At 65.9% G+C, this 25,021-nt stretch carries 23 protein-coding genes; 5 read left to right on the forward strand and 18 right to left on the reverse strand.

Annotation, left to right across the window (positions count from 1 at the left end):
• Window positions 1-176, forward strand: a 176-nt coding sequence (locus WAQ08_RS17105; protein WP_422191354.1) for a FlhC family transcriptional regulator, incomplete at its 5' end; no start/stop codon positions are given.
• A 111-nt stretch (window positions 177-287) separates the two neighbouring features.
• On the opposite strand, the gene WAQ08_RS17110 is transcribed toward WAQ08_RS17105, so the two are convergent.
• Genes WAQ08_RS17110 through dmeF form a run of 3 tightly spaced genes read right to left on the reverse strand, consistent with a single transcriptional unit; the run spans window position 288 to window position 6,096 of the window.
• Window positions 288-2,894, reverse strand: a complete 2,607-nt coding sequence (locus WAQ08_RS17110) for a PepSY domain-containing protein (RefSeq protein WP_422193210.1) — start codon at window positions 2,892-2,894, stop codon at window positions 288-290.
• Window positions 2,895-2,932: 38 nt separating this feature from the next.
• A complete protein-coding gene (locus WAQ08_RS17115) occupies window positions 2,933-5,071 on the reverse strand; it encodes a TonB-dependent siderophore receptor (RefSeq protein WP_422193212.1) in 2,139 nt (712 codons plus the stop codon).
• 53 nt (window positions 5,072-5,124) lie between these two features.
• Window positions 5,125-6,096 (reverse strand): CDF family Co(II)/Ni(II) efflux transporter DmeF, encoded by a 972-nt coding sequence (dmeF, locus tag WAQ08_RS17120; protein ID WP_422193213.1) that lies wholly within the window; start codon window positions 6,094-6,096, stop codon window positions 5,125-5,127.
• Window positions 6,097-6,156: 60 nt separating this feature from the next.
• Here dmeF and WAQ08_RS17125 point away from each other — a divergent pair, with 60 nt between their 5' ends.
• The gene (locus tag WAQ08_RS17125) at window positions 6,157-6,432 is read left to right on the forward strand and encodes a metal/formaldehyde-sensitive transcriptional repressor (RefSeq protein WP_422193215.1); all 276 of its coding nucleotides are present in this window, start codon (window positions 6,157-6,159) and stop codon (window positions 6,430-6,432) included.
• Between the two features lie 19 nt (window positions 6,433-6,451).
• Here WAQ08_RS17125 and WAQ08_RS17130 read toward each other — a convergent pair whose 3' ends face one another.
• The 3 genes from WAQ08_RS17130 to WAQ08_RS17140 form a co-directional block, all read right to left on the reverse strand.
• Window positions 6,452-6,955 carry a GNAT family N-acetyltransferase gene (locus WAQ08_RS17130; RefSeq protein ID WP_422193216.1) on the reverse strand — a complete coding sequence of 168 codons (504 nt, stop codon included), beginning with the start codon at window positions 6,953-6,955 and terminating at the stop codon, window positions 6,452-6,454.
• Window positions 6,955-8,175, reverse strand: a complete 1,221-nt coding sequence (locus WAQ08_RS17135) for an aminotransferase class I/II-fold pyridoxal phosphate-dependent enzyme (RefSeq protein WP_422193218.1) — start codon at window positions 8,173-8,175, stop codon at window positions 6,955-6,957. The genes WAQ08_RS17130 and WAQ08_RS17135 overlap by 1 nt, the downstream gene beginning before the upstream one ends.
• Before the next feature lie 65 nt (window positions 8,176-8,240).
• Window positions 8,241-9,428, reverse strand: a complete 1,188-nt coding sequence (locus WAQ08_RS17140) for a PLP-dependent aminotransferase family protein (RefSeq protein ID WP_422193219.1) — start codon at window positions 9,426-9,428, stop codon at window positions 8,241-8,243.
• 144 nt (window positions 9,429-9,572) lie between these two features.
• On the opposite strand from WAQ08_RS17140, the gene WAQ08_RS17145 reads away from it, so the two are divergent.
• Window positions 9,573-11,021 carry a PLP-dependent aminotransferase family protein gene (locus tag WAQ08_RS17145; protein ID WP_422193221.1) on the forward strand — a complete coding sequence of 483 codons (1,449 nt, stop codon included), beginning with the start codon at window positions 9,573-9,575 and terminating at the stop codon, window positions 11,019-11,021.
• Here WAQ08_RS17145 and WAQ08_RS17150 read toward each other — a convergent pair.
• A complete protein-coding gene (locus tag WAQ08_RS17150; RefSeq protein WP_422193223.1) occupies window positions 10,990-11,868 on the reverse strand; it encodes a DUF6279 family lipoprotein in 879 nt (292 codons plus the stop codon). The genes WAQ08_RS17145 and WAQ08_RS17150 overlap by 32 nt on opposite strands.
• A gap of 158 nt (window positions 11,869-12,026) precedes the next feature.
• A complete protein-coding gene (locus tag WAQ08_RS17155; RefSeq protein WP_422193225.1) occupies window positions 12,027-13,061 on the reverse strand; it encodes an NAD(P)H-dependent flavin oxidoreductase in 1,035 nt (344 codons plus the stop codon).
• A 77-nt stretch (window positions 13,062-13,138) separates the two neighbouring features.
• On the opposite strand from WAQ08_RS17155, the gene WAQ08_RS17160 reads away from it, so the two are divergent.
• A complete protein-coding gene (locus WAQ08_RS17160; RefSeq protein ID WP_422193227.1) occupies window positions 13,139-13,786 on the forward strand; it encodes a 3'-5' exonuclease in 648 nt (215 codons plus the stop codon).
• On the opposite strand, the gene WAQ08_RS17165 is transcribed toward WAQ08_RS17160, so the two are convergent.
• Genes WAQ08_RS17165 through ribA form a run of 7 tightly spaced genes read right to left on the reverse strand, consistent with a single transcriptional unit; the run spans window position 13,739 to window position 20,397 of the window.
• Window positions 13,739-14,644: a hypothetical protein gene (locus tag WAQ08_RS17165; protein WP_422193229.1), complete on the reverse strand. Its 906-nt coding sequence runs from the start codon at window positions 14,642-14,644 to the stop codon at window positions 13,739-13,741. The genes WAQ08_RS17160 and WAQ08_RS17165 overlap by 48 nt on opposite strands.
• Window positions 14,641-15,696, reverse strand: coding sequence for a glycosyltransferase family 4 protein (locus WAQ08_RS17170; RefSeq protein ID WP_422193231.1), 1,056 nt, complete (start codon window positions 15,694-15,696; stop codon window positions 14,641-14,643). The genes WAQ08_RS17165 and WAQ08_RS17170 overlap by 4 nt, the downstream gene beginning before the upstream one ends.
• Window positions 15,696-16,100, reverse strand: a complete 405-nt coding sequence (locus tag WAQ08_RS17175; RefSeq protein WP_422193233.1) for a 6-pyruvoyl trahydropterin synthase family protein — start codon at window positions 16,098-16,100, stop codon at window positions 15,696-15,698. The genes WAQ08_RS17170 and WAQ08_RS17175 overlap by 1 nt, the downstream gene beginning before the upstream one ends.
• A 13-nt stretch (window positions 16,101-16,113) precedes the next feature.
• Window positions 16,114-17,112: a zinc-dependent alcohol dehydrogenase gene (locus tag WAQ08_RS17180; protein WP_422193235.1), complete on the reverse strand. Its 999-nt coding sequence runs from the start codon at window positions 17,110-17,112 to the stop codon at window positions 16,114-16,116.
• On the reverse strand, window positions 17,105-17,920 hold the full coding sequence (locus tag WAQ08_RS17185) for a RibD family protein (protein ID WP_422193237.1): 816 nt from the start codon (window positions 17,918-17,920) through the stop codon (window positions 17,105-17,107). Before WAQ08_RS17185 ends, WAQ08_RS17180 begins: the two co-directional genes overlap by 8 nt.
• The gene (mdoH, locus tag WAQ08_RS17190) at window positions 17,917-19,734 is read right to left on the reverse strand and encodes a glucans biosynthesis glucosyltransferase MdoH (RefSeq protein ID WP_422193239.1); all 1,818 of its coding nucleotides are present in this window, start codon (window positions 19,732-19,734) and stop codon (window positions 17,917-17,919) included. The genes WAQ08_RS17185 and mdoH overlap by 4 nt, the downstream gene beginning before the upstream one ends.
• Window positions 19,735-19,746: 12 nt before the next feature.
• Window positions 19,747-20,397: a GTP cyclohydrolase II gene (gene ribA, locus WAQ08_RS17195; protein ID WP_422193241.1), complete on the reverse strand. Its 651-nt coding sequence runs from the start codon at window positions 20,395-20,397 to the stop codon at window positions 19,747-19,749.
• A gap of 499 nt (window positions 20,398-20,896) precedes the next feature.
• On the opposite strand from ribA, the gene WAQ08_RS17200 reads away from it, so the two are divergent.
• Window positions 20,897-21,397 carry a flavodoxin family protein gene (locus WAQ08_RS17200; protein WP_422193243.1) on the forward strand — a complete coding sequence of 167 codons (501 nt, stop codon included), beginning with the start codon at window positions 20,897-20,899 and terminating at the stop codon, window positions 21,395-21,397.
• Between the two features lie 5 nt (window positions 21,398-21,402).
• On the opposite strand, the gene WAQ08_RS17205 is transcribed toward WAQ08_RS17200, so the two are convergent.
• The 3 genes from WAQ08_RS17205 to WAQ08_RS17215 all read right to left on the reverse strand — a co-directional run bounded on the left by WAQ08_RS17205 (window position 21,403) and on the right by WAQ08_RS17215 (window position 25,016).
• Window positions 21,403-21,657, reverse strand: coding sequence for a hypothetical protein (locus tag WAQ08_RS17205; protein WP_422193245.1), 255 nt, complete (start codon window positions 21,655-21,657; stop codon window positions 21,403-21,405).
• A 76-nt stretch (window positions 21,658-21,733) separates the two neighbouring features.
• Entirely contained in the window at window positions 21,734-23,926 is a 2,193-nt protein-coding gene (locus WAQ08_RS17210) for a TonB-dependent siderophore receptor (protein ID WP_422193247.1), read from the reverse strand.
• Between the two features lie 82 nt (window positions 23,927-24,008).
• A complete protein-coding gene (locus WAQ08_RS17215) occupies window positions 24,009-25,016 on the reverse strand; it encodes a serine hydrolase domain-containing protein (protein ID WP_422193249.1) in 1,008 nt (335 codons plus the stop codon).
• Window positions 25,017-25,021: the final 5 nt, after the last annotated feature.

The raw sequence follows: 25,021 nt of genomic DNA on the forward strand, positions 1-25,021 counted from the left end.
GGCGTCTGGTCAAGTTCATCGACAACGGCATGCTGACCATGACCAAGTGCTCCAAGTGCAGCGGCCACTTCGTGACGCATCCGCATGAGGTGGCCCGCCACTTCGTGTGCGGCCTGTGCAACCCGCCGGCACGCGCCGGCAAGGGCAAGGCTGCCGGTGGCATCCAGATGCACTGACCCTGGTGCACTGAACCCCAGTTTTCTCCGCTTGTCTCCTCCTGGCGCGCAATCCGGTTTGCGCTTTCAACGGGCCCTCTTCAGGGCCCGTTTTTTCATGGATGCTGCTCCCTAGTAGACATCACGCCGGTAACGCCCCTGCGCGATCAGGTCCTCAACCACGGTAGCGCCCAGCACTGCCTGGAGCGCGGCGTCAACGCCCGCCGCCATGCCCTGAAGCGATCCACACACGTACAACACGGCGCCATCGGCCACCCATGCGCACAAGGTGTCAGCAGACTCCTTCAAGGCGTCCTGCACATAGCGGCGCGGCGCCTGGTCACGGGAGTACACGAAGTCCGCGCGCTCCAGCTTGCCCATCGCCAACCATGACTGGACTTCTGCTTCCACGAACCCGTCGTGTGCACGCTGGCGTTCACCAAAGAGCAGCCAGTTTCGATGGAATCCCTGCTGCATGCGCTCGATCAGATGGGCGCGCAATCCGGCGTACCCTGATCCATTGCCGATGAAGATGGCGGGAACATCACGACCATCGCTGGCGAAGGCCATGTTGGTCACCACGCGCAGACGGACCCTGGTGCCAGGCACCGCATGTGCTGTCAACCAGCCAGAGGCCACCCCCAGGCCGCCGTCATGGCGTGCCTGCCGCACCAGCAACTGCACGTGCCCATCGTTCGGCAGGGAAGCCATCGAGTAGCTTCGCAACGCCATCGCCCGCATGCCATCCACCAAGTCCTGCGCGGATACGCCATCGGACGCAGCACCTGGTGTCGGCAAAACGCTCCGCACGAACACCGCCCTCAGGCTTGTCTCATGGCCTTGCCACTGCACGGCCTGTTCACCGTCGAGGCCCTCTCGTTGCAGACAGGCCTGGACCACCTCCGGCGCGTGGCACGGCTGAACTTCCACCAGTGCCCCTGCCTGCCAGGACAGGGGCAGATTCTCTGGCGGCACCAGTTGCACGCTGAACAAGGGAGCGCCCTGGCTGCCAGGGTTGCAGAGATGCCGGGTGCTCAGCGTCCAGTCGTGAAACCCGCCCTCATCTGGCGCAGCCACGGCCGCATCGTGCATGCCGGGCATGGGGACACCAAAATGCCCCATCAGCGCGGTTTGCCACAGTCCCCAGGCCAACGGGTCTTCTCCGTCCATCTCCACCATCGGAAACAGTGGCTGGGCGCCCAGGCGATGCAATTGATGATCGAGCGCGAGCCCGAACCCGCAGAAGGCCTGGTACTGCCGGTCACCAAGGGCCAGAAGACCATAGCGGACATGGGGCAGGCTGGCAGCAGTGTCCGAGGCCAGCAACCGGGCAAAGCGGCGTGCCGAATCCGGAGAATCACCCTCACCAAAGGTGCTTGCGATGAACAGCACTTGTTGATGGTGGCGAAGCTGCTCGGTGTCCATGGAGCCGACAGATTGCAATGAGGTATCGACGCCCGCTGCCCTCAACATGGCCACGGTGCGCACGGCCAGACGCTCGGCACGGCCCGCCTGGCTGGCGAAGGCCACAAGCACCTTGGGCCCATCGATGGCAAAAGGGGGTGAAAGAGCCCCCGCCAAGGCACGCCGCTCACTCAGCACGGCACGGGCCTTTCGACGTCGGTCCAGGTACAACAACCACCCCGTGATGGCGAACAGGGGCAATGCCAGAGAGATCAGCATCATGGCGATGCGCCCCGTCATGCCGAAATAGCTGCCCGTGTGAAGCGGGTAGACCGTGGTGAGCGCACGTCGGCCTATAGGTAGGTCCGCGTAGCGCTCGTCACGCAGCACGTGCCCATCAGGGGCTATGCGCATCTGATTGCGGGCCCGGTCGTGTGGTGCATCCACATCCAGCCAGAGGATCTGCACGGGCTGCCCCGCTCGATCCGGCCAACGAACCTGGGCCTGCTGCCAGGTGGGCGATGTGCGGATGAAAGATGCCCACACGGGTGCGGAGTCAGCCGCAGCCAAGGGGAGCACCGTCTGTGCCGATGAAGACTCTCGCCCTGCGCGGCTGCCTCCGGGCGGAGACGCTTCGGCCTGCCGCGCAGGCGTACCGGCCCATCGATCGACTGGACCGCGCACCCAATCGAACGCCCAATACACCCCCGTGAGCGTGAACAGCACGTAGCCTGCCAGCGCCCAGGTGCCCACCACCGAATGCAGCCCCCACAGAAACGAGCGCCCCTTGAGCGCCGTATCGAACGTGAGCCAGCTGCGCCACGACAAGGGGTGCCGTGGCCATCGTAGGTACAGGCCGGACAAGGACAAGCCCAGCAGGCAGATGGCCAGGCCACCCGTGATGGACTTGCCCTGATCGCGCGGAAGAAGCAGCCAGCGGTGCAAGCGCTCCACCCAATCGAAGAAAGCTTCTCCTGCCAGTTCAGGCAGCAACGCCCCCGAATACGGGTCTGCCAGTTGGCTGTGCCCCCGGCGCTGCCCGGCCAGCGGAGCGAAGGTGACCTGCGCAGCCCGGCCCGGCTCGGCATGCACAGTGATTCGCTGCACCACATGCTGATCACCTGCCTTGCGCAAAGCAGCCGCGATCTCGGGGGGCGACAGGTGGTTGCGCCCAGCCACTGGCAACACCGACGCTGTACCGGGATTCAGCGCGGAAAGCAATTCCTGCTGGAATGACAGCACACCACCCGACAAGCCGATCAGGATCAGTACACTGCCTGCTGTGATGCCGACGAACCAGTGCAGCTGGAACCAGAGCTTTTTCAAACCTGGCATGCCTCTATCCTGAGCCCCTGCGGGGCCGCTCCCTCAGTTCAGAAGTCCACCACCACGCGCGCCACGACCTGCCGCGCTTCGCCGAACGACATGTAGACGGTGTTCGTGGACGACGACACATAGGTCTTGTCGAAGAGGTTCTTCACGTTGAGCTGCATGCGCACGGCACGCCCGCTCCACGCAGTGTCCCAGGACACGAAGGCATCGGCCACTTCATACGAATCGTTGAAGAAGCTGTTGTTGCTGTCGCCCGGGCGGCGGCCCACATGGCGGACGCCCGCGCCGGCGCGCCACAGGCCGGAGGCCAGGCGCGGGAATTCGTAGGTGGCAAACACGCCGCCCGACACGCGGGCCACGTTGGGCAGTTGCTTGCCCTTGAATACCGGATCATCCGTCACCTCGGCGTCCGTGTAGGCGAGGTTGCCGATGAGTTTCCAATGGCGCCCGACCTGCCCGGCCACATCCACTTCCAGGCCACGCGAACGAGCCCCGCCAACCGCACGTGCAAAGACCTGCCCACCGATCGTCTCGCGCACGACCACGTTACGCTTGTCGATGTCATACACCGCCGCGGTGGCCGTGACGCCGCGCGGCAGTTCGAGCTTGGCACCAAACTCCAGCGATTTGGCCTCTTCGGGCGGCAAGGTGCCGATGACATTGCCGATACTGCTCTGCGGATTGAGCGATTCGGCGTAGTTGGCATAGAGCGACCAGACCGCGTTGGGCTGCCAGACAACGCCGGCGCGGGGCACGAACGCCGTGCCATCCGAACTGCTGCCGACCACGAACGGCCTGCCACGGCCCGCCACCTGATCGTAGCGCTGCCAGCGCGCGCCCAGGTTCACGAGCCATTGATCGTTCAGGCGGATGGCGTCCTGCACGAACAGTGCCTGCTGCTCGATCTTGTCGCTCTGGTCGCTCGTAGCGGGGTCCACTGTTGTCGAGTTGGGCAGCACGCCGTAGACGGGGTTGTAGATGTTGAAGCCCCCGACATTGCTGCCCCGGATCAAGTCACGGCGGAAGATGTCGCTGTTTTCCGCATCCAGGCCGACCAGGATCTCATGCTGCAAACCAGCCCAGTTCACCTGCCCCTGCAGGTTGACCTGGGCCACGTGCATCTGGCTCTCGGCGCCGCGGGTGCCATCCGGCCGACGTGTCAGGATCCCGGTGACCGGGTTCAGTGACACCGGCCGGGCCTGGTAGTCGCTGTAGCGATTGCGGTTGTAGCTGTAGGTACCGTTGAGTTTCCAGGCCGTGTTCAACGCGTGCTGGGCCTGTACAGTGAAGAAATCCGAATCGCCAATGGTCCGGTTGTAGGCCTCGTCGAAGCGACGCTTCGGGTCCACATCCACCGGCTTTCCGGTACGACTGTCCAACACCGTGCCACGGTCGAAGGGCTGCTCGTATTCCGTGTGCTCGTAGGACACGCGCACATACGTGTCACGTCCATACCAGGCCAGCGACGGTGCGACCACCGTCTGCTTGTTCACGCCGAAGTTGCGCCAGTAGTCCACCCGGCTGGCATCCACGATCATGCGGTAGGCTAGGCCGTTGTCACCGATCGGACCTGTGATGTCCGCTGACGCGCCGCCGCCGCCGAAGCTCGAGGCATACAACGCGGCCTGCCCCGCGAAACTCAGTTGAGGCTTCTTGGTGACCATGTTGACCATCCCACCAGGCTCCATCGCGCCATACAGCACCGACGAAGGGCCCTTGATCACTTCCACCCGGTCGGTGGTGAAGGTGAGGTTGCGCGCCAGCACCGTGCGAACGCCATCACGCAGGATCGATCCATCCCGGTTGGCGCCAAACCCGCGCTTGACCACGGCATCCTGCGTGCCGCCCAACGTATTGGCTTGAGTGATCCCACTCACGTAGTACAGCGCCTCGTCGATGCTGCGCACCAGTTGATCCTGCAGTACCTGCGCAGGAACCACGGCGATGGCCTGGGGTACATCGCGCAAGGCGGCATCTGTGCGGGTGGCGGTGGTGGCGCGTTTGGGCTGATACCCGACCTCATGGGCCCGCTCCCTGACGATGATGTCTGGCAGGGCTGTTGCGCCAGAGACACCGGCCTCGGCGGCGGGCTCAGCGGTGGATGTTTGCGCCCACACGGGCACGACCGACGATGCCATCAAGCCGAAAAGACTCAGGCGGGTACAGGATCTGAAAGACATGGAAACACTTCGCGGAAAAGGTCGCGAATGCTAACTTATTCTCATTTACAAAATCAAGACACCCCCAATCCGGCCCCATCCCCAACGCGGTTCACCTCGATCGACATGTGCACAAGTTCCTCATGTACCTGCAGCAAACGCTTGAAATCCTCCGGCCCGGCACTGGCAGAGGTTGTAGCGAGTGAAACGATGCAGGCATAGCGACCGGGCCCCACGCGCCAGACATGCAGATCCAACAGCCGGGCCGGAATCGGCCCCTGTTCGATGGCTTCGCGGATTTCATCGACCACGGACGCGTCCATGTCGGCATCAAGCAGGCCGCGCGCCGTTTCCTTGAGCAGCCCCACTGCCCACACGGTGACCAGCACGGCCCCCACCAGCCCCATCACCGGATCCAGCCAGGTCAGGCCCCACAACTTGCCACCGAACAGTGCCGCCAGGGCCAACACCGAAGTTGCGGCATCGGCCACCACGTGCAGGTAGGCTGCGCGCAGGTTGAGATCCTCGTGCTGGCTGCCGTGATCATGATGATGGTGTCCGTGCCCCTCATGCCCATGGTGGTGATCGTGCCCCCCGCGCAGCAGCCATGCGCACAGCAGGTTCACCAGCAGCCCGATCGCCCCGATGGCCAAGGCCTCGTCGTAGTGGATGGCGGTAGGCGTGATCAGGCGATCAACCGACTGCCACACCATCAACACGGCCACACCCACCAGCAGGATCGCGCTGGTGTAGCCCCCCAGCACTTCGATCTTCCAGGTGCCGAAGGTGAACCGCCGGTCATGCGCCAGACGCCGCGCCGCCGCGTAGGCCGCCACGGACAGGCCCAGCGCCACCGCATGCGAGCTCATGTGCCAGCCATCGGCCAGCAGCGCCATCGAGCCAAAGACCCAGCCACCCAGGATCTCGGCCACCATCATCACGGCGGTGAGCAACAAGGCCCAGCGCGTGTTGCGTTCGGCCAGCGGGTTGGCGCGATCGAACACGTGAGGATGTTGGCAGGCGGAAATGGCAGTCTGGGTCGTCATGGGAGAGGGCTCGATTTATACCCCCCCCCAGTATATTCAAGCGCACGCTACAATGCACCCATGGCACACACCGTGACAGGGAAAAATCGTCTCATCACCCGCGTCCGCCGCATCAAGGGGCAGGCCGATGCGCTGGAGCGCGCGCTCGCCGAGGAAGGCGATTGCCTGGCCGTATTGCAGCAGATCGCAGCCATCCGCGGAGCTGTCAACGGGCTGATGACCGAGGTACTCGAAGGCCACGTGCGCGAGCACCTGGGCGCAGAAGGCCTCACGCCAGCACAACGGCAGGACGAGGTCGATGCCCTGCTGGGCGTGCTGCGCTCTTACCTGAAGTAAGGCGCTGACGTGAGGCGCCTCAGGCGCGCATGGACACCGCCCGGCCAGGGTAGGTGTCCAGTGCGGCCTGCCCCTGTGGCGTCACATCGGCAGGCTCGAAGCCCTGCCCTCGCCAGAAGGCCACGGTGTCATTGACCGACACCAACGTCAGCCCGGCCAGATGCCACGCCAGCGCCTGCGCACGTGCGTGCGCCACCAAGGCCTGTGCCACGCCGCGCCCGCGCAAGGCCCGGCCAATGGCCAGATCGTGCAGGTAGAGGCCATCAGCCTGCGGGTGGTGCGCAAAAGGCCCACCCAAGGGCGATATCTTGCCCAGCAAGGTTCGATAGCCCACCAGGTAGGCACCAGGTACATCCGTGCCCGGGTCGACCGCCACCCAGGCCGTGTCAGGACAGGCCTGCAGGCGCGCGCCCAGCAGCGAGGCAGGCTCGTTCATGTCGGGGGGATAGCACTGCGCCTGGACCTCGACGATGGCGTCGAGATCCTCAGGCCGCATGGCACGCACCACGACCGAGCCCGCCATCAGCGTGCCGCCGCCTTCAAGGCATCGATCAACTGCGCCACTTGCCCCTCGGTATGGGCCGACGACAGCGAGATGCGCAGCCGCGCGGAGCCCTTCGGCACCGTTGGCGGACGAATGGCCGGCACCCACACGCCGGACCGGTCCAGCGCGTTCATCACCAGCAGCGCAGCTTCGTTGCGGCCGATCACCAGCGGCTGGATGGCCGTGTCGGAGGGCCACAGATCCCAGGGCACGACCTTGTCCAGCCCTTGGCGCAGTTGCTCGCGCAGCGCGGCCAGATGCGTGCGCCGCCAGCCCTCGGTGGCGATCAGGCCTACCGCGGCACGCAGCGCCTCGGCAATCATCGCCGGGGCGGCCGTGGCGAACATGTAGGTACGCGCCTTCTGCATGATCCACTCGACCACATCGGGGTGGCCCGCCACGAAGGCACCCGCCACGCCGGCCGCCTTGCCCAGGGTGGCCATGTAGACCAACCGGTCAAGCCTGCCCTGCCACTCAGGGGCCACGCCGTCCAGGGTGGCGATGCCCCAGTGCGCCAGCGTGCCCTCGCCATGGGCGCCCAGGACACCGAAACCGTGCGCATCGTCGATCACCAGCCAGGCATCGTGCCGCTCGCACATGGCCAGCAACGCGGGCACGTTGGCGATGGTGCCGTCCATGCTGAACACGGCGTCGGTGATCACCAGCTTGCGCTCGGCCGTGCTGTCGGCCAGGGCCTGCGCCATCGCGGCCAGATCGCCGTGCGGCAGGATGTGGATGTCGGCCCGCGACAGGCGCGCGCCATCGATCAAACAGGCGTGGTTCAGCGCATCGGAGAAGATCGCATCGCCCTTGCCCACCAGAGCCGGGACCAGGCCCACGTTGGCGGCGTAGCCCGCGTAGAAATACAGCGCACGCGGCAGGCCCACCAAGCGGGCCAGTTCTTCTTCCAGCGCCTCATGCGCGGGGCTGTGGCCGCACACCAGTGGCGAGGCCGTGGCGCCCACGCCGTAGCGGCTGGCCGCCTCCTGCGCGGCGGCGATCACCATGGGGTGCTGCGACAGGCCCAGGTAGTCATTGCTGCCGAAGGACAGACGCTGCTGCCCATTGATCAGGTAGGTGGTGCCGCGCAGATGCTCCTGATCCGGCGCCAGATCCTGCGGCGGCACGGCGGGCGCCACCACGCGGCGGCGCCGCAGCAGATGGGCCTGGGCCAGGGATTCGAGTTCTCGGTCAAACACGGGTGGTTTCCCGCCGGCATGGGCCGGGATTCGGACAAACCCCAAGGGTACCAGCCCCGGCGCGCTCAGGCCAGACATGGCCCCAGCCGGGCCACCGCCTCCTCGATCTGGGCGGGTGACAGCGTCACGAAGGACAGGCGCAGCGCGTTACGCTTCACGGTGTCGTTCGACGAGAAAAACGGTGCGCCAGGCACATAGGCCACCCCGGCCTCCACCGCGCGCGGCAGACGCGCCAGCGTGTCCACATGCTCAGGCGCCTCCACCCAGAAGAACATGCCACCCGGCGGCACTTGCCAGCGGCAATCGCGCGGCAGATAGGTGGCCAGCGCATGGGCCATCACGTCGCGCTGCAAGCGGTAGCGTTCGCGCACCTCGTGCAGATGTGCCTCCAGATCGAAGCCGCCTTGCAGCAGTTCCAGGATCAGGCGCTGGTTCAGGCCCGGCGTGTGCAGATCGCAAGCCTGCTTGGCCTGCAGCAGTTTGCTGCGCAAGGCGCGGGCGGCATCGTCCTCGCCACCCGGCATCACCATGTAGCCCACGCGCAGGCCCGGCGACAGCACCTTGGAGAACGAGCCCAGGTAGGCCACCTGCTGCGGCGCACGGCTGGCCATGGGGGCCGGCGGCGGCGCGTCGTACCAGAGCGCGCCATAGGGATCGTCTTCGATCAGCAGCGTGTGGCCGCGCGGCAAGGCCTGGGCCAGGGCCTGGCGACGTGCCTCGCCCAGGCACTGTCCACCGGGGTTCTGGAAGTTGGCGATCAGGTAGGCCACGGCGGCGCCGGGATCACCCGCCAGTTCATCGGCCAAGGGACCCTCGGCATCGGCGGCCCACGGTTGCATCACCGGGCCATAGGGCGTGAAGGCCTGTAGCGCGCCCAGGTAGGTAGGCTGCTCCACCAGCACGCACGCGCCCTCGTCCAGCAGCACCTTGCCCAGCAGATCCAGCCCCTGCTGGGAGCCCGTGGTGATCAGCACATGGGCCGGATCGATACGCCAGCCCGGGCAGGACAGGTGCTCGGCCACCCATTCCCGCAGGCCGGACAGCCCTTCGCTGCTGGCGTACTGCAGCGCGGCAGCCCCCTGCGTACCCAGCACATGGTCGCTGGCGCGGCGGATGGCCTCGACCGGAAAGGCCTCAGGCGCGGGCAGCCCCCCCGCCATCGACAGGATGCCCGGCCGCTCAGTCACCTTGAGGATGTCGCGGATGGCCGAGGGGTTCATGCGCTGTGTGCGTGCTGCCAGGGCGAAGCTCATGGGAAAGTCCTCAGGGGTGGTTGTGTGCTGTCTGTCTTTATGGCACTCTAGCCATCACACCAGTACAGAACCAATACAGATGACCAGTTCAGACTCCTGACTGTGCCGGTTTCAGCACCAGTACAGACCACGCCCTTCGACCCGATGAGCGCCACCCCCAACACCCTCTCCCGCGACAGCGACCAGCCCCTGGCCGAGCAACTGGCCGGTCGCTTCGCCGAGATGATCCGCCAGCATCGCCTGCCCGCCGGCTCACGCCTGCCCTCGGTGCGCGCCTGTGCCCAGACGCACGGGGTGAGCCCCTACACCGTGGTGGCCGCCTATGACCAATTGCTTGCACGCGGCCTGGTGGAGTCACGCCCACAGCGCGGCTTTTTCGTGCGGACGCAGCAACCCAGCCCTGTGCGCCCCACGGCGCCGGCACCCCACCCCTTCCAGCCCAGCACCCCGATCGATGCCACCACGTTGATCCGGGGCATGTTCCACGAGCCGGGCACGCGCCCCATGCCGGGCCTGGGCACCTTGCCCCCGGCCTGGCTGGATGCGGGCATGCTAGGCGCAGCCTTGCGCAAGGTCACCCAGGGCGAGCGCATGGAAGCACTCAGCCTGCACTATGGCGAGCCGCAAGGCGATCAGCGCCTGCGCGAAGCGCTGTCGCACCGCATGGCCGAGATGGGCCTGCGCGCTGAGCCCGGCCAATTCATCACCACCGTGGGCGCCACACAGGCGCTGGACTTGGTGTCGCGCACCCTGCTGCGGCCTGGCGATGCCGTGCTGGTGGACGAGCCCGGCTGGGCCGTGGAGTTCGCGCGCCTGGCGCAACTGGGCATGCGCATCCTGCCGGTGCCACGCGGCCAGGACGGGCCAGACCTGGAAGTGCTGGCACGCCTGGCCCAAACCCATGCCCCCAAGCTGTACGTGACGGTGTCCGTGCTGCACAACCCCACCAGTGCGATGCTCTCACCGGGCCATGCGCACCAGGTGCTCAAGCTGGCCGAGGCGCATGACTTTCACATCCTCGAAGACGATGTGTACGGCTTCCTGGGGCCCCAGCACGCCACGCGCATGGCCGTGCTGGATGAGTTGCGCCGCGTGGTCCTGATCGGCAGCTTCTCCAAGGCGCTGTCACCCAGTTGGCGCGTGGGCTACATCGCCGCGCCGCAGCCGCTGGTGGACCGCATCGTCAACACCAAATTGCTGACCACCCTGACCACCGCCCCCTTGCTGGAGCAGGCCCTGGCCTGGTGTCTCGAACAAGGGCAGATGCGCCGCCACTGTGAACGCGTGGCCACGCAACTCGATGCGGCGCGCACACGCTGCATGCAGTTGATCCGCCAGGCAGGCTTCCAGCTGGTGACGGCACCTCAAGGCCTGTTCGGCTGGGTAGACGTGGGCGTGGACACCGAACGGCTGGTGATCCCGCTGTTGGAGGCCGGCTGGCTGATCGCGCCGGGCGCCTTGTTCCATGCACAACGCCAGCCCAGCATGCTGATGCGCATCAACTACGCCAGCTCGCAGGACGCCCGCTTCTGGAAGACGCTGCAGGCCGAGGCCGCACGCCTTACTGCGGCGCGGCCTTCGACAGGGCGTTGAGGTCGCCCGTCCAGCCCTTGAGCCTGTCGACCACCGTACGGCGCTGATCGGCCGAGGTGTGGTTGTGCAGGGAGGCGGCCATCTGGCAGCCCGCGCTGATCCAGCGCTCCATGTCGGCCTTCTGACGCGGATCGGTCGGCATGATGGCATCGTGCAGCAAGGCAAGGATGGGGCCTTGCGCCTGCTCCGCCGTGGCCTTCTGGTCATGCAGCTTGCGCAGCAGCACGATCAGATTGTTCTGCACACGCTGACGTTGCTGGTTGATCGCGGCGGCATCGAACGGCAAGCGCTCCACCTCGCTGGCGATCTGGCGGCGCTGGTCCTTGTCCATGCGTCCGTAGAAGCGCTCCATCCACTTTTCGACATACTTCTCGGCAGCTTCCTGGCGGTCCTTGGCATCGTCGTCCAGGAAGTCATCGGCAAAGTCTTCGTCCTTGTCTTTGAAGTGCTTCTGCAGGTGGTCGATGTGCGCGGGCGTGAGTTGAACCGCCACCCGGGCGAACAAGGGGGCCGCTCTGTCGGCACCGGCACGCAGCCAGCCTTCGATCTCCTGACGACGCTCGCACGCCAGTGTCGGTGTGATGGTGCCCGTGGCCTCACGCTGCGAGCGCTCCATGAACGCGGCAATGGCCGGCAACTGCGCCTTGCGCTGCCAGGCAAACCACTCGCGCACGGCAGCACGGGCGGTATCGCGCTGGGCGCCTTCCAGGTCCAGCGCCTTGTTGACGCGCCAGGACACCAGGGTAGGGGCCTGGTCGTAGGCCAGCTTCAGCACACTGCAGGCGGCCAGGGCCACCACCAGGCCAGCAGCCAGCCATCGGATCCAGCGCGAAAGAGCGTGGGGCATCGTCATCTCCTCAATGATCTTGTAGCGGCTGCGGCCATCAATGTCCGAGACCCGCTACCGCAGCATGCCATGCTCGGGCAAACGGCGTGCCTGCGGTGATGCGTTCCGCTGTGTCGTGTTGTGAACGCACTCCGCCCCGGATCACATGCCCCGCAACTTCAACTGGTAGGGCCCATGGCTCGCCACACCTCGCCCGCCTGCGCCAGCGTGCGCGCGATGATCTCGGTCACCGCCGGGACATCGTGCACCAACCCTTGCGACTGGCCGATCAGTTGCACGCCCTCCACATGGTCGCCCTGGTGCATGGCCTTGCGCATGGCCAGCGTGGCCGCGCCGAAGTAGGCGATCTTCACGGCCTGCAAGGGGCCTTCGCGCAGCGCATCGCGCGCCAGCTGGCCCATCGGCGTGTTCATCTCGCTGGCAGCTCTCAGTGAGCGTGCCACGACGCGCGGCGGGCTCAAGTGCCGTGCCGTGTATTTCTCGCCACCGGGCGTGCGCATCACACGGCACGGGAAGGTGTCGAAGTTGGACGAATAAATGGTGTCCTCGGCCGCCTTGTCGACCACCATCTGCTTGGTGACCTCGTGCAGCGGGCTTTCCTTGGACGCGGCCAGGCGCGTGCCCATGGCCACGGCATCCGCGCCCAGGGCCAGTGCCGCAACCAGCCCGCGCCCATCGGCAAAACCGCCGGCCGCGATGATGGGCAGGTCTGTCATGTCGCGCACGGCGGGGATCAGCACCAGCGAGGTCACCGCGCCACCGTGGGCCGCGGCCTCATGGCCGGTCACGATCAGGCCGTCCACGCCGGAATCAATGGCCGAGTGCGCATGCTTTTCGCTGGATACAGTGGCGACCACATGGCCGCCATAGGCGTGCACCCGCTGCACCAGTTGGTTGGCCTTGCCCATGGACACGTTGAGCACGGGCACCTGTTCCTGCACGGCCACCTCGGCACAGGCCGCCGCGCCCGGCAGCATCAGGCTGCAGCCGACGCCGAAAGGCTTGCTGGTGAACGCACGCACCTGTCGGATGGCCGCGCGGCACTCATCGGCCGACATGCCGCCCGAGGCCAGGATGCCTAGGCCACCGGCTTCGCTGACCGCCGCCACCAGCGAGGGCACGGCGACATACGTCATGCCAGGCAGGACGATGGGGTGGGCAATGCCCAGGAGGCGGGTCAGGCGGGTTTGCATGGCGTAGAGATCGGCGAGCGTGAAATGCAGCGCAATGGCGCCGCAATGTATCACCCGTGCTGCGCGATACTGCATGGATGAACCGACCGCCACGGCTGGAACGCCCCACGCCCGAACAGATTGCGGCCATGCCGCCCTACCCTGCGCTGCCGCTCAGCCACATCCATGTGCTGTGCAGCGCCGAGCAGTTCGAGTTCGCCGAACGTGAATTGCGCCGCGCCATCCATGTCGGCTTCGACACCGAGAGCAAGCCTGTGTTCGTGGCAGGCGTGCCGCACACCGGGCCGGACATCGTGCAGTTCGCCACCGCCGGGCATGCCTTCATCGTCCAGACCGCGCTGCCCGAGGCCCAGGGCTTTCTGCACACCATGATCGAATCGAACGAGGTCGTGAAGGTCGGGTTCGGCCTGGCCTCTGACCGGCCTCAGCTTTACCGCAAGCTAGGCGCGCAGTTGGGCCAGTCGATCGATGTGTCGCACATGGTGAAGCGGCTGGGCTTCAAGGACGCAGTGGGCCTCAAAACCGCGGTGGCGGTGGTGCTCCAGCAGCGTCTGCAGAAATCGAAAAAGGCCACCACCTCCAACTGGGCGACCCCCACGCTCAGCCCGCAGCAGCTTCAGTACGCGGCCAACGACGCGCATGCGTCGCTGCTGGTTTACCTGGCCTTGGCGCGTGGCTCAGACGGGCACGCCCAGCAGGTCCAGGTGCCCCACCACCAAGGTTAGATCGCCTCGTGCAGCCTGGGCAGACCGCTCCGCCTGCCAGGTCGATACGGAGGCCTCGCGTGAAGGATTCACCTCCAAGGCCACCATGGCTGCCTCTCTGGCCATGGTCAGCAGCATCTCGCCGTGCGCTGCGCCAAGGCGCCAATCGCTTGGCTGCACGCTGACACGGTAGGCGTGGGCGCCGAGCTTTTCCACCAGACTGGCTGCGGCGTGACCACCCAGCGATTCGCCAAAGCCCTTGTCGCCAGCCTGGTGCGCCACGAAGGCTTCACCGATGAACCCATCGGCCGCCAAAGCGGGGTGCCACGTGCGCCGGCCATCCACCGACAAGGTCGCCAGCAGGGGGCGCGGCACGGCCGCCAGCAGTGCACACAATCTGTCGAGCCACGCAGAGGACACCAGGTCCAGAAAAGCCGTGGTCACCAGGCCATCGCACCAAGGCAGGTCGATGCGCTCCAGATCACGCGCCAGATCCAGCTGTTGACCGCGCATCTGCCAGCGTGCGTTGCCGGCCTCGATGCGCAGCACACCGCCCTCATCCACACAGCGCCAGCCATGCTGCTGCGCCCAGTTAGAGATTTCTTCACGCTGGGCCTGCAGCAACAGGGGATCATGGTCGACCAGCAGCCATTCCTGATCAGCCTGCAGCAGCGGTGCCAGCGCCCGGAAGTTCGCGCCGGCACCGGCCGCCAGATCCATCAGCCGCAAGGCCTGCCCCTCTCGGGGCTTCAAGGCGGACTTGAAGCCCTGCGCCAGGGCCTCACTGCGAGCGGCCAGGTCTAGGGGCTCGCGCAGCCTCAGCCAATCGGCAGAAAAGCCGTCCACCCGGGACTGTTCAGTGTTCTTTGGTTCAGTCATCGGCTCACCTGATCCAGTGCCGCGGCCCAACGGGCCACGGTCTCGGTCCAATCGGGCAAGGTACCCGCCACCGTCTGCGCCGCCTGTGTCAGCCGGGCCCGCAGCGGTGCATCCGTGATCACCTGGCGCAAGGCCTCGCGCAGGGCGGTCACATCGCCCGGCGGCACCAGCAGCGAAGCCGTGGCCGGCACGGTGTCCACGATCGCACCTGCCATGGTCGACACCACAGGCAGCCCATGCGCCAGTGCCTCGGCGAAGACCATGCCGTAGCCCTCGTGGTACGAGGGCAGCACGAACACCTGCGCCTGTTGGTAGGCCTGCGCCAGGCGCTCTGGCGGCTGTTCGCCGAGCAGCGTGATCCGATCCTGCAAGCCATGGTCGGCGATGCGGTCACGCAATTGCACCGCGGCGGCGGGATCACGCTCCAGGCTGCCGATGCAGATCAACTGCCACGGCAGATCACGCAAGCCGGCCAGCGCATCGACCAACAACACGTGGCCCTTGCGCGGCGTGATGGTGCCCACCGACAGCAACTGCAGCGCCCCGTCATCAGCCGGCCCGCGCTTGCGCAGACTTGGCGGCTTGTGGGTGCCTGGCGCCACCACCGCCACCCGCCCGGCTGGCAGGCCACTGGCCCGCACCGCCCGCGCGGTGTGCTCGCTGGGGCAGATGGCGCCCTTCAGCTGTGGCCACAGATCAGCCTCCAGCGCGGCGTAATGGTTCACCTGCGATAGGCTCAGGCCCGTTTCGAGCGACAAGGGGTGGTGGATGAAGCCCACCAGGCGCAGGCGGGCGGCGTGTGCCGAAAGGCTGTCGACCAAGCCAGGCAAGGCCAACCCATCAATCACCACCGTGCGCCCATCGGGCTGCTTCGCCAGGGCATCGTCGGCTGCGCGCCGAGTAGCGACATCAGCATCTGGATAGGTACCGCGAAGCTCAACCACATCCACGGCCATGCCAGAAGCACGCAACCCATCCACCACATGCCGGTCATAGAGGTAGCCGCCGGTCAGTTGATCCAGCCGGCCCGGCACCACGAAGCCCAGCGGCATCAGTTCAAAGCCCCTTCGAAGGCCGCCCAGGCCACGGGCGACTCCCGCAGCACCACGCGCAACGAAGCCAGTTGGCCCGCGGTGCCCGCGCCCACAGCACCCTCGGCCACGCGCACCTTGATGCGCTGGAAGATCTCTCCGGCCAGGAACTCGGTGGTGGTATTGCGGCCCTTGAACACGGGCAGTTCATCAAGGTTCTGGTAGTTGAACTCGGCCAGCACATCGCGCAGCAGTTCCAGTGCTAAGCCGATGTCGCACACCAGGCCGTTGTCATCGAGCTGAGGCCGGCGGAACTCGATCTCCACGCCATAGGTGGCGCCGTGCACCTTCTGGGCAGGCCCGAAGACCTCTCCGCGGAAGCTGTGGGCGATCATGAAGTGGTCAGAAACGGCAAGGCTGTACATGGGTAGATTCTTCTCAGTTGTAGTCAATGACGTGGCAAAGCTCGGCGCCGGGGGATTCCACCAGGCGCGGCAGGGTATGGGGCAGATGCTCAAAGCGGCTCTCGCCCGTGAGGAAGTGGTCGAACACGGGATCGGTCAGCAGATCCAGGGCCAGGGCCAGGCGGCGTTGGTAGGTCCAGCGCGCGCGCTGGGCCGTGGCCACCGAGCCAACCTGCGATGAGCGCAGGTGCAGGCGCTTGGCGTGGAAGGCTTCGCCCAGGGGCACGCTGACAGGACGATCGCCGTACCAGCTCATCTCCAGCACCGTGGCTTCGAAACCGGCGATGTGCAGAGCGGTGGCCAGGCCCTCGGGGTGGCCGCTCGCATGGATGACCAGGTCGGCCTCTGGCGTGGCCTCAGAAGGCAACGCAAAGCGGCATCCCAGTCGTACGGCCAGATCGGCTCGCATGGGGTTGGTGTCGATCAGTTCGACCGATGCGCCAGGCATGCGGGCCGCCAGCGCGGCCACCAGGCCACCGACCACACCGGCACCAACCACGGCGATGCGATCGCCCAGGCGCGGCGCCGCATCCCACAGGCCATTAACGGCGGTTTCCATGTTGGCGGCCAGCACGGCACGTGCGTCGGGCACGGCATCCGGCACCAAAGTGACGGCATCCACCGGCACGATGTAGCGGTCCTGGTGCGGATGCAGGCAGAACACGCGCTGGCCCAGCAAATGGGCCGGGCCCGCCGCCACACGGCCGACAGAGGCATAGCCGTACTTCACCGGGCCGGGGAAATCGCCTTCCTGGAAAGGGCAGCGCATGGCCTGCCACTGGCTGGCCGGCACCCCACCGCGAAACACCAGGCTTTCCGTGCCGCGGCTGATGCCACTGCGCAAGGCCTTGATCAGCACCTCACCGGGGCCGGGTTCACGCAGTGTTGTACTGCGGATCTCGCCATGGCCGGGGGACACCACCCAGAATGCCTGTCCGTCCAATCGAGCATTGGAACGATGCGGGTCACTCATGGAAGGCACACTCGATCATGGTGTCATCACCCAGCAGGAAGCGGCGCGTGCGCGGGCGCAGGCTGTGGGCCAGGTCATGGATCTCGGGCAGCACCAGGCTGGGCCGGCCCGAGCCGATGATCACCGGGGCCACGGTGATCTGCAGGCGATCGAGCGCGCCGGCCGCCAGGAAACGCGACACGGTGATGCCGCCGCCCTCCACGAACAGCCAGTGCAGGCCACGCAGGGCCAGCACACGGCGGATCTCGAAGGGATCCAAGCCATGCTCACCGCGTGAGATGGGGATCACCTCGGCCTGCCCGCACCGCGGCTTGCGGCCCATGCGGTCTGCCGCGACCAGCAGCAGCGTGGGCGCCTTGCCGTCGGTGAACACCTTCTGGCTGCCATCGAGCCGGCGCTCCGGGTCCAGGATCACCCGGGTGGGGTGCTCGCCCGCACACAGGCGCACAGTGAGCTGCGGGTCGTCATGCTGCACGGTGCTGGCGCCCACCAGCACGGCATCGGCGATGGCGCGCATGCGGTGGGTGTGCAGCAAATCCTCATCACCGCTCAGCCAGCGCGACACGCCGCAGGTGGTGGCGATGCGCCCGTCCAGGCTCTGCGCCAGGTGGCCCACCACGTAGGTGCTGCCGCGTCGGCGCATGGCGCACAAGGGGCCGTACAAGGCATGCAGCAGCGATTCGCCATCCAGGAAGGGCACGCCGCCCTCACCCGGCCCGCCCTGGCGCAGCAAGGCCTGCCAGGCAGGGTCTTCGCCATGCAGCGCGACCGTGGCCGGTGGGCTCAGCAGCTCGGTGGCGGCCGTCATTCTGCGCGGCCTCCGGCCGCTACTGCAGCGCCAGCCGTGACGGCAGGCTGCGTGAATTCGCTCTGGCCGAAGGGGGTGAACAGCACCGCGTACTCCGGCTTGTGCGGCAGCCGAGCCTCTTCAGGGATGCGGCACAGGCGGCTTTCGGCCAACCAACGACCCAAGCGTGGATCAGCCGTGACCACCGCCAGCGGGATCGAAGCGCTCAAGCCCATCACGAAAGGCAGCCACAGCCAGAACGTGGCCGGAAATACCTGCCAGAAGGCCAGGCCCAGAACAACACCCAGCGCGGTGTGCAGCCACAAGCGGCGCGATGCATCCGCCCATGACAGGCCGACAGCATCACGCTGCTGTGCCGCCCAGCCGATCTGCCGCCCAAAAGGCAGGCCCAGCATGAACAAGGTGATGGACACGGCCACGATGGGCGCCATCAGCACGGAGAACACCAGCTCCATCAGGGCGCTGATCAGCACGCGCCCGGTGCCGCCGTACTCGCCGCGCAATTCGGGGCGCAGCAACACATCGCCCAGGGTGGCGATCTTGGGTGCGAAGCACATGGTCATCGTGATCGCGAACAGCGTCTTGAACAGGGTGATGTCCACCGGCAGGTCACGCAGCAGGCCCAGGGCGATCATGCCCAGCCAGGCCGGTGCGCCCACATACATCGCGATGGCCAGCCACAGCTGCGCGCGGCTCACGGGCAGCAGACCGGGCATGCGCAGCAGCTTAAGGTACTGCAGGTTGCCCTGGCACCAACGCAGATCGCGGCGGATGAACTCGGGCATGGTGGGCGGGTTCTCTTCCCAGCTGCCGTCTTCCTCGGGCAATACGCGCACCTCGTAGCCCGCGCGGCGCATCAGCACGGCTTCGAGCTGATCATGGCTGAGCACGTGGCCGCTCAAGGGGCCCTTGCCTGGCAACAGCGGCAGGTGGCAATGCTCGATGAAGGGCGCCAGGCGGATGATGGCGTTGTGTCCCCAGTAAGGGCCGCAATCCCCCTGCCAGCTGGCCGCGCCCAGCGTGTACGAGCGCATGCCCAGACGCATGCCGAACTGGAAGATACGCGCGAAGGGGCTGGTGCTGGGCAGGCCCGTCACCAGGGTCTGCAGGATGCCGATCTGCGGCCGCGCCTGCATGATGCGCACCAGGCGCAGCATGGCGGCCGATGTCATCACGCTGTCGGCATCGAGCACGAGGGCAAAGCGGTGCTGGCTGCCCCAGCGATCGCAGAAATCACGGATGTTGCCGGCCTTGTAGCCTTCGTGCGTTTCGCGCCGGCGGTAGGTGATCTTCAGTTGGCTGCCGAAGCGATCCGTGAGCCGGGCGGCCACCAGCCGCTCGCCATGGATCATCTCGGCGTCATCGCTGTCGCTCAGCATGTACAGGTGGAACCACGGCGCATGGCCGGAGCGCTGCAGGCCTTCGAGCATGAAGCCCAGGTTGCGCTCCAGGCGCTCTGTGTCTTCATGGCGAATACACACCAGCAGCGCGGTGGACTGCGTGATCGGCTCGGTGCCGGTGATGCTGCGCAGGTGCGGCGCCACCTCGGCGGCGGCATCCCGCGAGAAATGCATCAGCCAGAAGCCGATCACCGCGTTCCAGAAGCCGATGGTGGTCCATGGCAGCGTGATGGCGAACAGCAGCATGATGCCGATGCCCAGGGCATCGACGCCACCGTCGAACAAGGCCCCGCCCATCAGCGCCAGCAGCGCCAGCGAGGTGGTGATGACCAAGGTGAGGAACACCTGGCGACGACGGCGCAAGGTGGCTTGGGCAGCCACCGAGGCCGCCATGTGTTGAAACGCGCTCAGCATGCCGGACCGCCCTTACTCGCTGATGGCCATGGATTGGGGCAAGGCGTGGCCCATGCGGGTGCGCTTGGCTTCGAAGTAGCCCACCGAGTGCTGGTTGGGCACGGTGATGACGGGCCGGCGCTTGTCGACCTTCACCCCCAGGGCCGCCAGCTTGGCCACCTTGTCGGGGTTGTTGGTCATCAGGCTGATGCTGGGCACGCCGAAGTGGGCCAGCATCTCGGGCACGACCTCGTAGGAACGGGCGTCATCAGGCAAGCCCAGCATGCGGTTGGCGTCCACGGTGTCGTAGCCGCGTGATTGCAGGTGGTAGGCGCGAATCTTGTTGGTCAGGCCGATGCCGCGGCCTTCCTGGCGCAGGTAGAGGATGATGCCGGCGCCCATGCGCACGATCTCGGCCATGGCCTTGTCGAGCTGGTCGCCGCAATCGCATTTGAGCGAGCGGAACACCTCGCCGGTGATGCACTCGGAGTGCACCCGCACCGGCAGGCCGGTCTGGCCGATCACATCCCCGTGCACCAGCGCCACGTGCTCGCGGAAACCTTCCGTGCCGTCACGGCCGGTGGTGCGAAACACGTGCATGGAGAACAGGCCATGCTCGGTGGGTAAATCAGAAGACGCCAGCCATTGGGAATGACGGGAGGACAACACGGTGGGACTGGACATATTGATTTAATTCCTGCTGGCGCGTGTGCAGCGCGTGGTGGACCTTTCAGAGGCTTGCCGGTCAAGGGACCAGATCGCATATTCAGAATATCCGCCGGATCACGACTCGTCACGCGAATCACGCAATAGCCCCGGACGCCATAGTTTGTTACATTCAAAAACGACTAAATGGAGCGACCTTCATATTTTCAGTCATCTGCCCGATAGCGCATCTCACCACGCCATATCCTTTGTCATAACGATATGCGTATTTCCGGAAAGGTCTTTCACCCCCCTGCTTGAGGGATTCCCAGTTACTGGTTGAGATATTGACCAGCGACACGCCAGGCCGACTCCAATAAATGATGAAGACGACTGAATACCGTTGAACGGCAATACCTGGGCGGTTTGCCCGAATATTCAGTCAACGGCATGTCGCGAGCCGGAAGCTTTTTCCGACACTTTGATGGTGCAGGGCATGGCGGAAAAACAAGGTGCCGCTCGCCTATGCTTCACCCCCATGAGCACGCCCAAAACCCTGCTGATCGTCTACCACTCCCAGACCGGCGGCACCCACCAGATGGCGTGCGCCGCGCGGGACGGCGCACTGGCCGAGGAAGGCGTGTCCGTGCGCCTGCTGCATGCTGCCGAGGCAAAGGCCGACGACGTGCTGGCCGCCGACGGCCTGGTGTTCGCCACCCCGGAGAACCTGGCCGCCATCAGCGGGCAGCTCAAGGATTTCTTCGACCGCAGCTATTACGCGGTGCTGGACCGCATCAACGGCCGCCCCTATGCCGCGCTGATCTGTGCGGGCAGCGACGGGCACAACGCCGCGCGCCAGATCGAGCGCATCGCCACCGGCTGGCGGCTCAAGCCCGTGGCCGAGCCCTTGATCGTCTGCACGCACGCGCAGACACCCGAAGCGATTCTGGCCCCCAAGCAGATCAATGAGGATGATCTGGAACGCTGCCGAGCACTGGGCGAATCGCTGACGGCGGGGCTGGCGCTGGGCGTGTTCTAACGCCCTCAGCCACCTGCCTGGCGGTCGATCCATTGCGTGGCGATGGCAAAACCGTGATCCTGCGCGTCCTGCATCAGGGCAAAGCGCTTACCCTGGGGCGCCAGCGCCACCTCTTCCTCGGTTTCAGAGCCCCGCACGTAGGCCGTGGCCATGAACTGGCGTGCGCCAGCATCCCATGCGGTGACCACGCGGATTCGGAATCCGGCATGGGCACCGATGGCTTCTTCGTGATCGCCGCTGTGGATGATTTGATGATCCATGATGGGCTCCCGGTAGGCCATGCCATCTTAGGCAATGGCGCTAAACCGGGATGGCCCAGCGGCTTTCAGCGCAGGGTCAGAAACTGCCCCGCAATGCCACGGTGATGCTGCGCGGTGCACCGAAGAAGTTCTGGCGGGTAGTGCCGCTGACCTTCTCGTAGTAGTCCTTGTCGAACAGGTTGTCCACGTTCAAGGTGACCTTGTAGGTGGACGACAGCGGGTAGGCCGCGCTCAGGAAAGCGATGCCGTAGCCAGGGCCACGCACCAGCGGCACGTTGTAGAACTTGCTCGACAGGCGCACGCCGCCCCCCACCTCCAGGCCGCTGGCCACGCTGTTGAGCTTGTAGCGCGTCGACAGGTTGACGTTGTGCTTGGGCGTGACGGGGCTGAAGCTTGTTCCGGCTTGCCCACTGCTGCCGCTGAGATAGGTCGTCTGCGTGTAGGCATAGCCGCCGGTGAACGACCACTGCGAGGTCAGCTCGCCACGCAGCTCGCCTTCAAACCCCTTGATTTCCACTTTGCCGAGCGAGGTGAAGGCATTGGGCGTGTTGTCAATCGCTACCGCACGATTCTCGTCGGTCAGGTGGTAGACATCGGCCTGCCATGTCAGGCGCCCACCGTTGAACTCACCCTTGACGCCCACTTCGTATTGCTTGCCAGTGCGTGGCTTGAGCTGCTCCCCCGTGATGGTCTTGTCGGCTTGCGGCTTGAAGATCTCGTTGTAGCTGGCGTAGATGGATGTTGTGGGTGTCACATCGACGATTGCCGCCAAGTAGGGCGTCAGGTGCCCGTTCTCCGAATAGGAGGTACGCGCACCAGTGGTGGAGGTGGACTCCGATTTCCACGAGTTCACGCGTGCGCCCGCGATCAAGGTCAAAGGGGTGGTGGGCTTGATGCGCAACTGCGAATACAGGCCTGAAGAGGTCACACGTGTCTTCTGTGGTGCGCCAAGGACGAAGTTCGGCTGAGGGATGGCGTCCAGGTCCACGTCGAACAGGTTGAGCGAGGTACCCGGCACGGCCGCATAGGCCGCGAAGCGGGTAGTCGCGCGGCTCACGCGGTAGTCAACACCGACCATGAAGTTGTGCTTTTGCCCCCCCAACTCGAAAGGCTGGCTGTAATAGGCATCGGCCGTGCTGTCGCTGTCCTCACGTTCGAACGCGGAGGCTGACAAGCCGGGGGTGGCATTGCCTGCAATGGGGAAGCCGGCCATGGTGCCATTGGCACTGGGGATGGATGGGTCAATGTAGCGCGCATCGTTGCCTCGCTCCACGCGGCGCAGCGCGAACTTCAGGGTGGAGTCGTCCAGGCCGCGGTGTTCGATTTCGGCAAAGTGGCTCGTCGATGTCAATCGTTGGGCGTTCCAGGATTGCACGGGCATTGTCGAGCGTCGCATGTCGATCAGTTTGCCGCCGTCCCATGTGGGCAGCCCACGAGACAGCACGGTGTTAACGTCTTGCCAGGTCGTGCCCACCGACAGCGTGGTGCGCTCGGCAATGTCGGCCTCGACCGTACCGTAGATGAATTTCTTGCGGCTGCCGATGCCATCCATGAAGGTGCCGCGGTCTTCGTAGGCCGCGACCATGCGACCACGCAGCGTGCCGGCCGCATTGAGGGCGCGGTTGACGTCCAGGTCAGCGCGATAGGCGTCCCAAGTACCCGCACTCAGCCCCACTTCGGTCTTGGGGGTAACCAATGCGCGCTTGCGCGCGATGTTCACGGTGATGCCGGGCTCGCCGGCGCCGCTGAACAGGCTGGCCATGCCACGCTGCACCTCCACGCGGTCATAGCCCGCGAGATCGAAGTAGATGCCGTTGGCGTCGGTCTGCAGCGTCAGGCCATCGAGCTGGTAGGCATCGGCCGCAAAACCACGCGCCATGAACTGGCTGTAGTTGCCCGCCGCGTCGAAGCGCTGGATGGTCACGCCGGTGACGTTCTTCAGCGCATCCTCGATCGTGTGGACGTTCCGGTCATCCAACTCCTGCCGGGTGATCACCGTGACCGAGTTGGGCAATTCACGCAGCGAGCGGGCCTCCTTGCCAACCGTGGCGGAACGGGCAACGTAGCCGCTGTCCTCCGTGGACGCATCGCGCACGCGGGCCGCACGCACCGACACCGACGGCAGGGCGCCAGCTTCCTGTTCGTTGGACGCCGCCGCAGGCGTGGCCGCTGCCTGGGCCCAGGCAGCAGCGGGGGCGCCCAGGGCGAGGACAAGGCTCAGCGTCAGCGGACGACGGAGAAACGGAGGGCGGCAGGGATGGTCACGCATGGCAGGACAACAAGGCTGGATGAAAGGCATGAGGCATGGTTTGTCTGCCTCACGAAACACAAATGAGAATCATAATTATTCATCATTGTGTCCGAATCAACCCACCTTGAACGCGGGAGGCCGTGGCCTGTCGCCAACAGCGTGTGCCGCCAGCAGCCCGAACGCGCTCGCGCTGTACCCGGGGCCACCACCGTTGTGCCCGCGCACGATGCCCACAGGCATCGCCGGATCGATCATCAGGCCCAGGGCCGTAGCCAGGCTGTTGCCAACGGCCACCGACCTGCCCTACCGGCATGGCATCGACCATGGCGGCCAAACTGTCAGGCTGAAGCAGGCGGCCCGAGAACAAGGCGTGCAGGAAGGCGCTCACCTCGGACACGGTCGAGGCAATGACGCCATGCGAGACCCAGCCCGGGCGATAACGCCCACGCACACCCACCCATGCATCTCCCTCGGCAATCTGGCGTGACAGACCCGGCGCCAGCGGGCGCAGATCATCGAGCGTGGACGCCACCGTGGTGCGTGACAAACCCAAGGGCCCGCACACACGCTCTGCGAGTTGCTGTTCCCAAGGGCTTTCGCCCACCATTTCCAGCAGTTGGCGCAGCACCATGTAGCCTGGGTTGCTGTAGGCAAAGCGGGCGGGCTCGGGCACCGTCCAGTCACGCGCCAGCGTGGCTTGGGTGAAGTGCTCGGTGGACCAGGGCTGGTCAGGGTGCCGGCGAACCTGGGCCTGGTAGTCAGGCAACGCGCCGTAATCTGGCAGGCCAGCCGTGTGGTTCAACAGGCGGCGCGGCGTGACCGCATCGTTGAAGGATTGGGGCAGTTCCGGGCCTCGCCAGAGGCTGCGAACAGGTGCATCCAGATCCAGCTTGCCCGCATCGACCCATTGCAGCAGCAGGCAGGCGATGAAGGTCTTGGTGATGCTGTAGATCAGGAAGGCCGGCTCCTGCGCTGCGGCCTCGGGCGTGGTCCAGCGCGTAGCGCTGCCTTGCTGCGTCCAGACGCTCAGCGCGGCGGCAATGCCTTCTGCACGCGGCGCATCGAGCAGGCCATCGATCTCCTGGATGAGGATATCGGCCGCGGGCATCGGCA

Source organism: Aquabacterium sp. (assembly GCF_049274795.1).
GTDB lineage: Bacteria > Pseudomonadota > Gammaproteobacteria > Burkholderiales > Burkholderiaceae_C > Aquabacterium.

Bases quoted from the DNA above. Each gene is read 5' to 3' on its own strand.
- WAQ08_RS17145 (WP_422193221.1), top strand. From the start codon at position 9,573: ATGAGCGCCACCCCCAACACCCTCTCCCGCGACAGCGACCAGCCCCTG.
- WAQ08_RS17160 (WP_422193227.1), top strand. From the start codon at position 13,139: ATGAACCGACCGCCACGGCTGGAACGCCCCACGCCCGAACAGATTGCG.
- WAQ08_RS17150 (WP_422193223.1), bottom strand. From the start codon at position 11,868: ATGCCCCACGCTCTTTCGCGCTGGATCCGATGGCTGGCTGCTGGCCTG.
- WAQ08_RS17210 (WP_422193247.1), bottom strand. From the start codon at position 23,926: ATGCGTGACCATCCCTGCCGCCCTCCGTTTCTCCGTCGTCCGCTGACG.
- WAQ08_RS17130 (WP_422193216.1), bottom strand. From the start codon at position 6,955: ATGGCGGGCTCGGTCGTGGTGCGTGCCATGCGGCCTGAGGATCTCGAC.
- WAQ08_RS17200 (WP_422193243.1), top strand. From the start codon at position 20,897: ATGAGCACGCCCAAAACCCTGCTGATCGTCTACCACTCCCAGACCGGC.
- dmeF (WP_422193213.1), bottom strand. From the start codon at position 6,096: ATGACGACCCAGACTGCCATTTCCGCCTGCCAACATCCTCACGTGTTC.
- WAQ08_RS17175 (WP_422193233.1), bottom strand. From the start codon at position 16,100: ATGTACAGCCTTGCCGTTTCTGACCACTTCATGATCGCCCACAGCTTC.
- WAQ08_RS17180 (WP_422193235.1), bottom strand. From the start codon at position 17,112: ATGAGTGACCCGCATCGTTCCAATGCTCGATTGGACGGACAGGCATTC.
- WAQ08_RS17185 (WP_422193237.1), bottom strand. From the start codon at position 17,920: ATGACGGCCGCCACCGAGCTGCTGAGCCCACCGGCCACGGTCGCGCTG.
- ribA (WP_422193241.1), bottom strand. From the start codon at position 20,397: ATGTCCAGTCCCACCGTGTTGTCCTCCCGTCATTCCCAATGGCTGGCG.
- WAQ08_RS17215 (WP_422193249.1), bottom strand. From the start codon at position 25,016: ATGCCCGCGGCCGATATCCTCATCCAGGAGATCGATGGCCTGCTCGAT.
- WAQ08_RS17110 (WP_422193210.1), bottom strand. From the start codon at position 2,894: ATGCCAGGTTTGAAAAAGCTCTGGTTCCAGCTGCACTGGTTCGTCGGC.
- WAQ08_RS17140 (WP_422193219.1), bottom strand. From the start codon at position 9,428: ATGAGCTTCGCCCTGGCAGCACGCACACAGCGCATGAACCCCTCGGCC.
- WAQ08_RS17170 (WP_422193231.1), bottom strand. From the start codon at position 15,696: ATGCCGCTGGGCTTCGTGGTGCCGGGCCGGCTGGATCAACTGACCGGC.
- WAQ08_RS17125 (WP_422193215.1), top strand. From the start codon at position 6,157: ATGGCACACACCGTGACAGGGAAAAATCGTCTCATCACCCGCGTCCGC.
- WAQ08_RS17115 (WP_422193212.1), bottom strand. From the start codon at position 5,071: ATGTCTTTCAGATCCTGTACCCGCCTGAGTCTTTTCGGCTTGATGGCA.
- WAQ08_RS17205 (WP_422193245.1), bottom strand. From the start codon at position 21,657: ATGGATCATCAAATCATCCACAGCGGCGATCACGAAGAAGCCATCGGT.
- WAQ08_RS17155 (WP_422193225.1), bottom strand. From the start codon at position 13,061: ATGCAAACCCGCCTGACCCGCCTCCTGGGCATTGCCCACCCCATCGTC.
- mdoH (WP_422193239.1), bottom strand. From the start codon at position 19,734: ATGCTGAGCGCGTTTCAACACATGGCGGCCTCGGTGGCTGCCCAAGCC.
- WAQ08_RS17165 (WP_422193229.1), bottom strand. From the start codon at position 14,644: ATGACTGAACCAAAGAACACTGAACAGTCCCGGGTGGACGGCTTTTCT.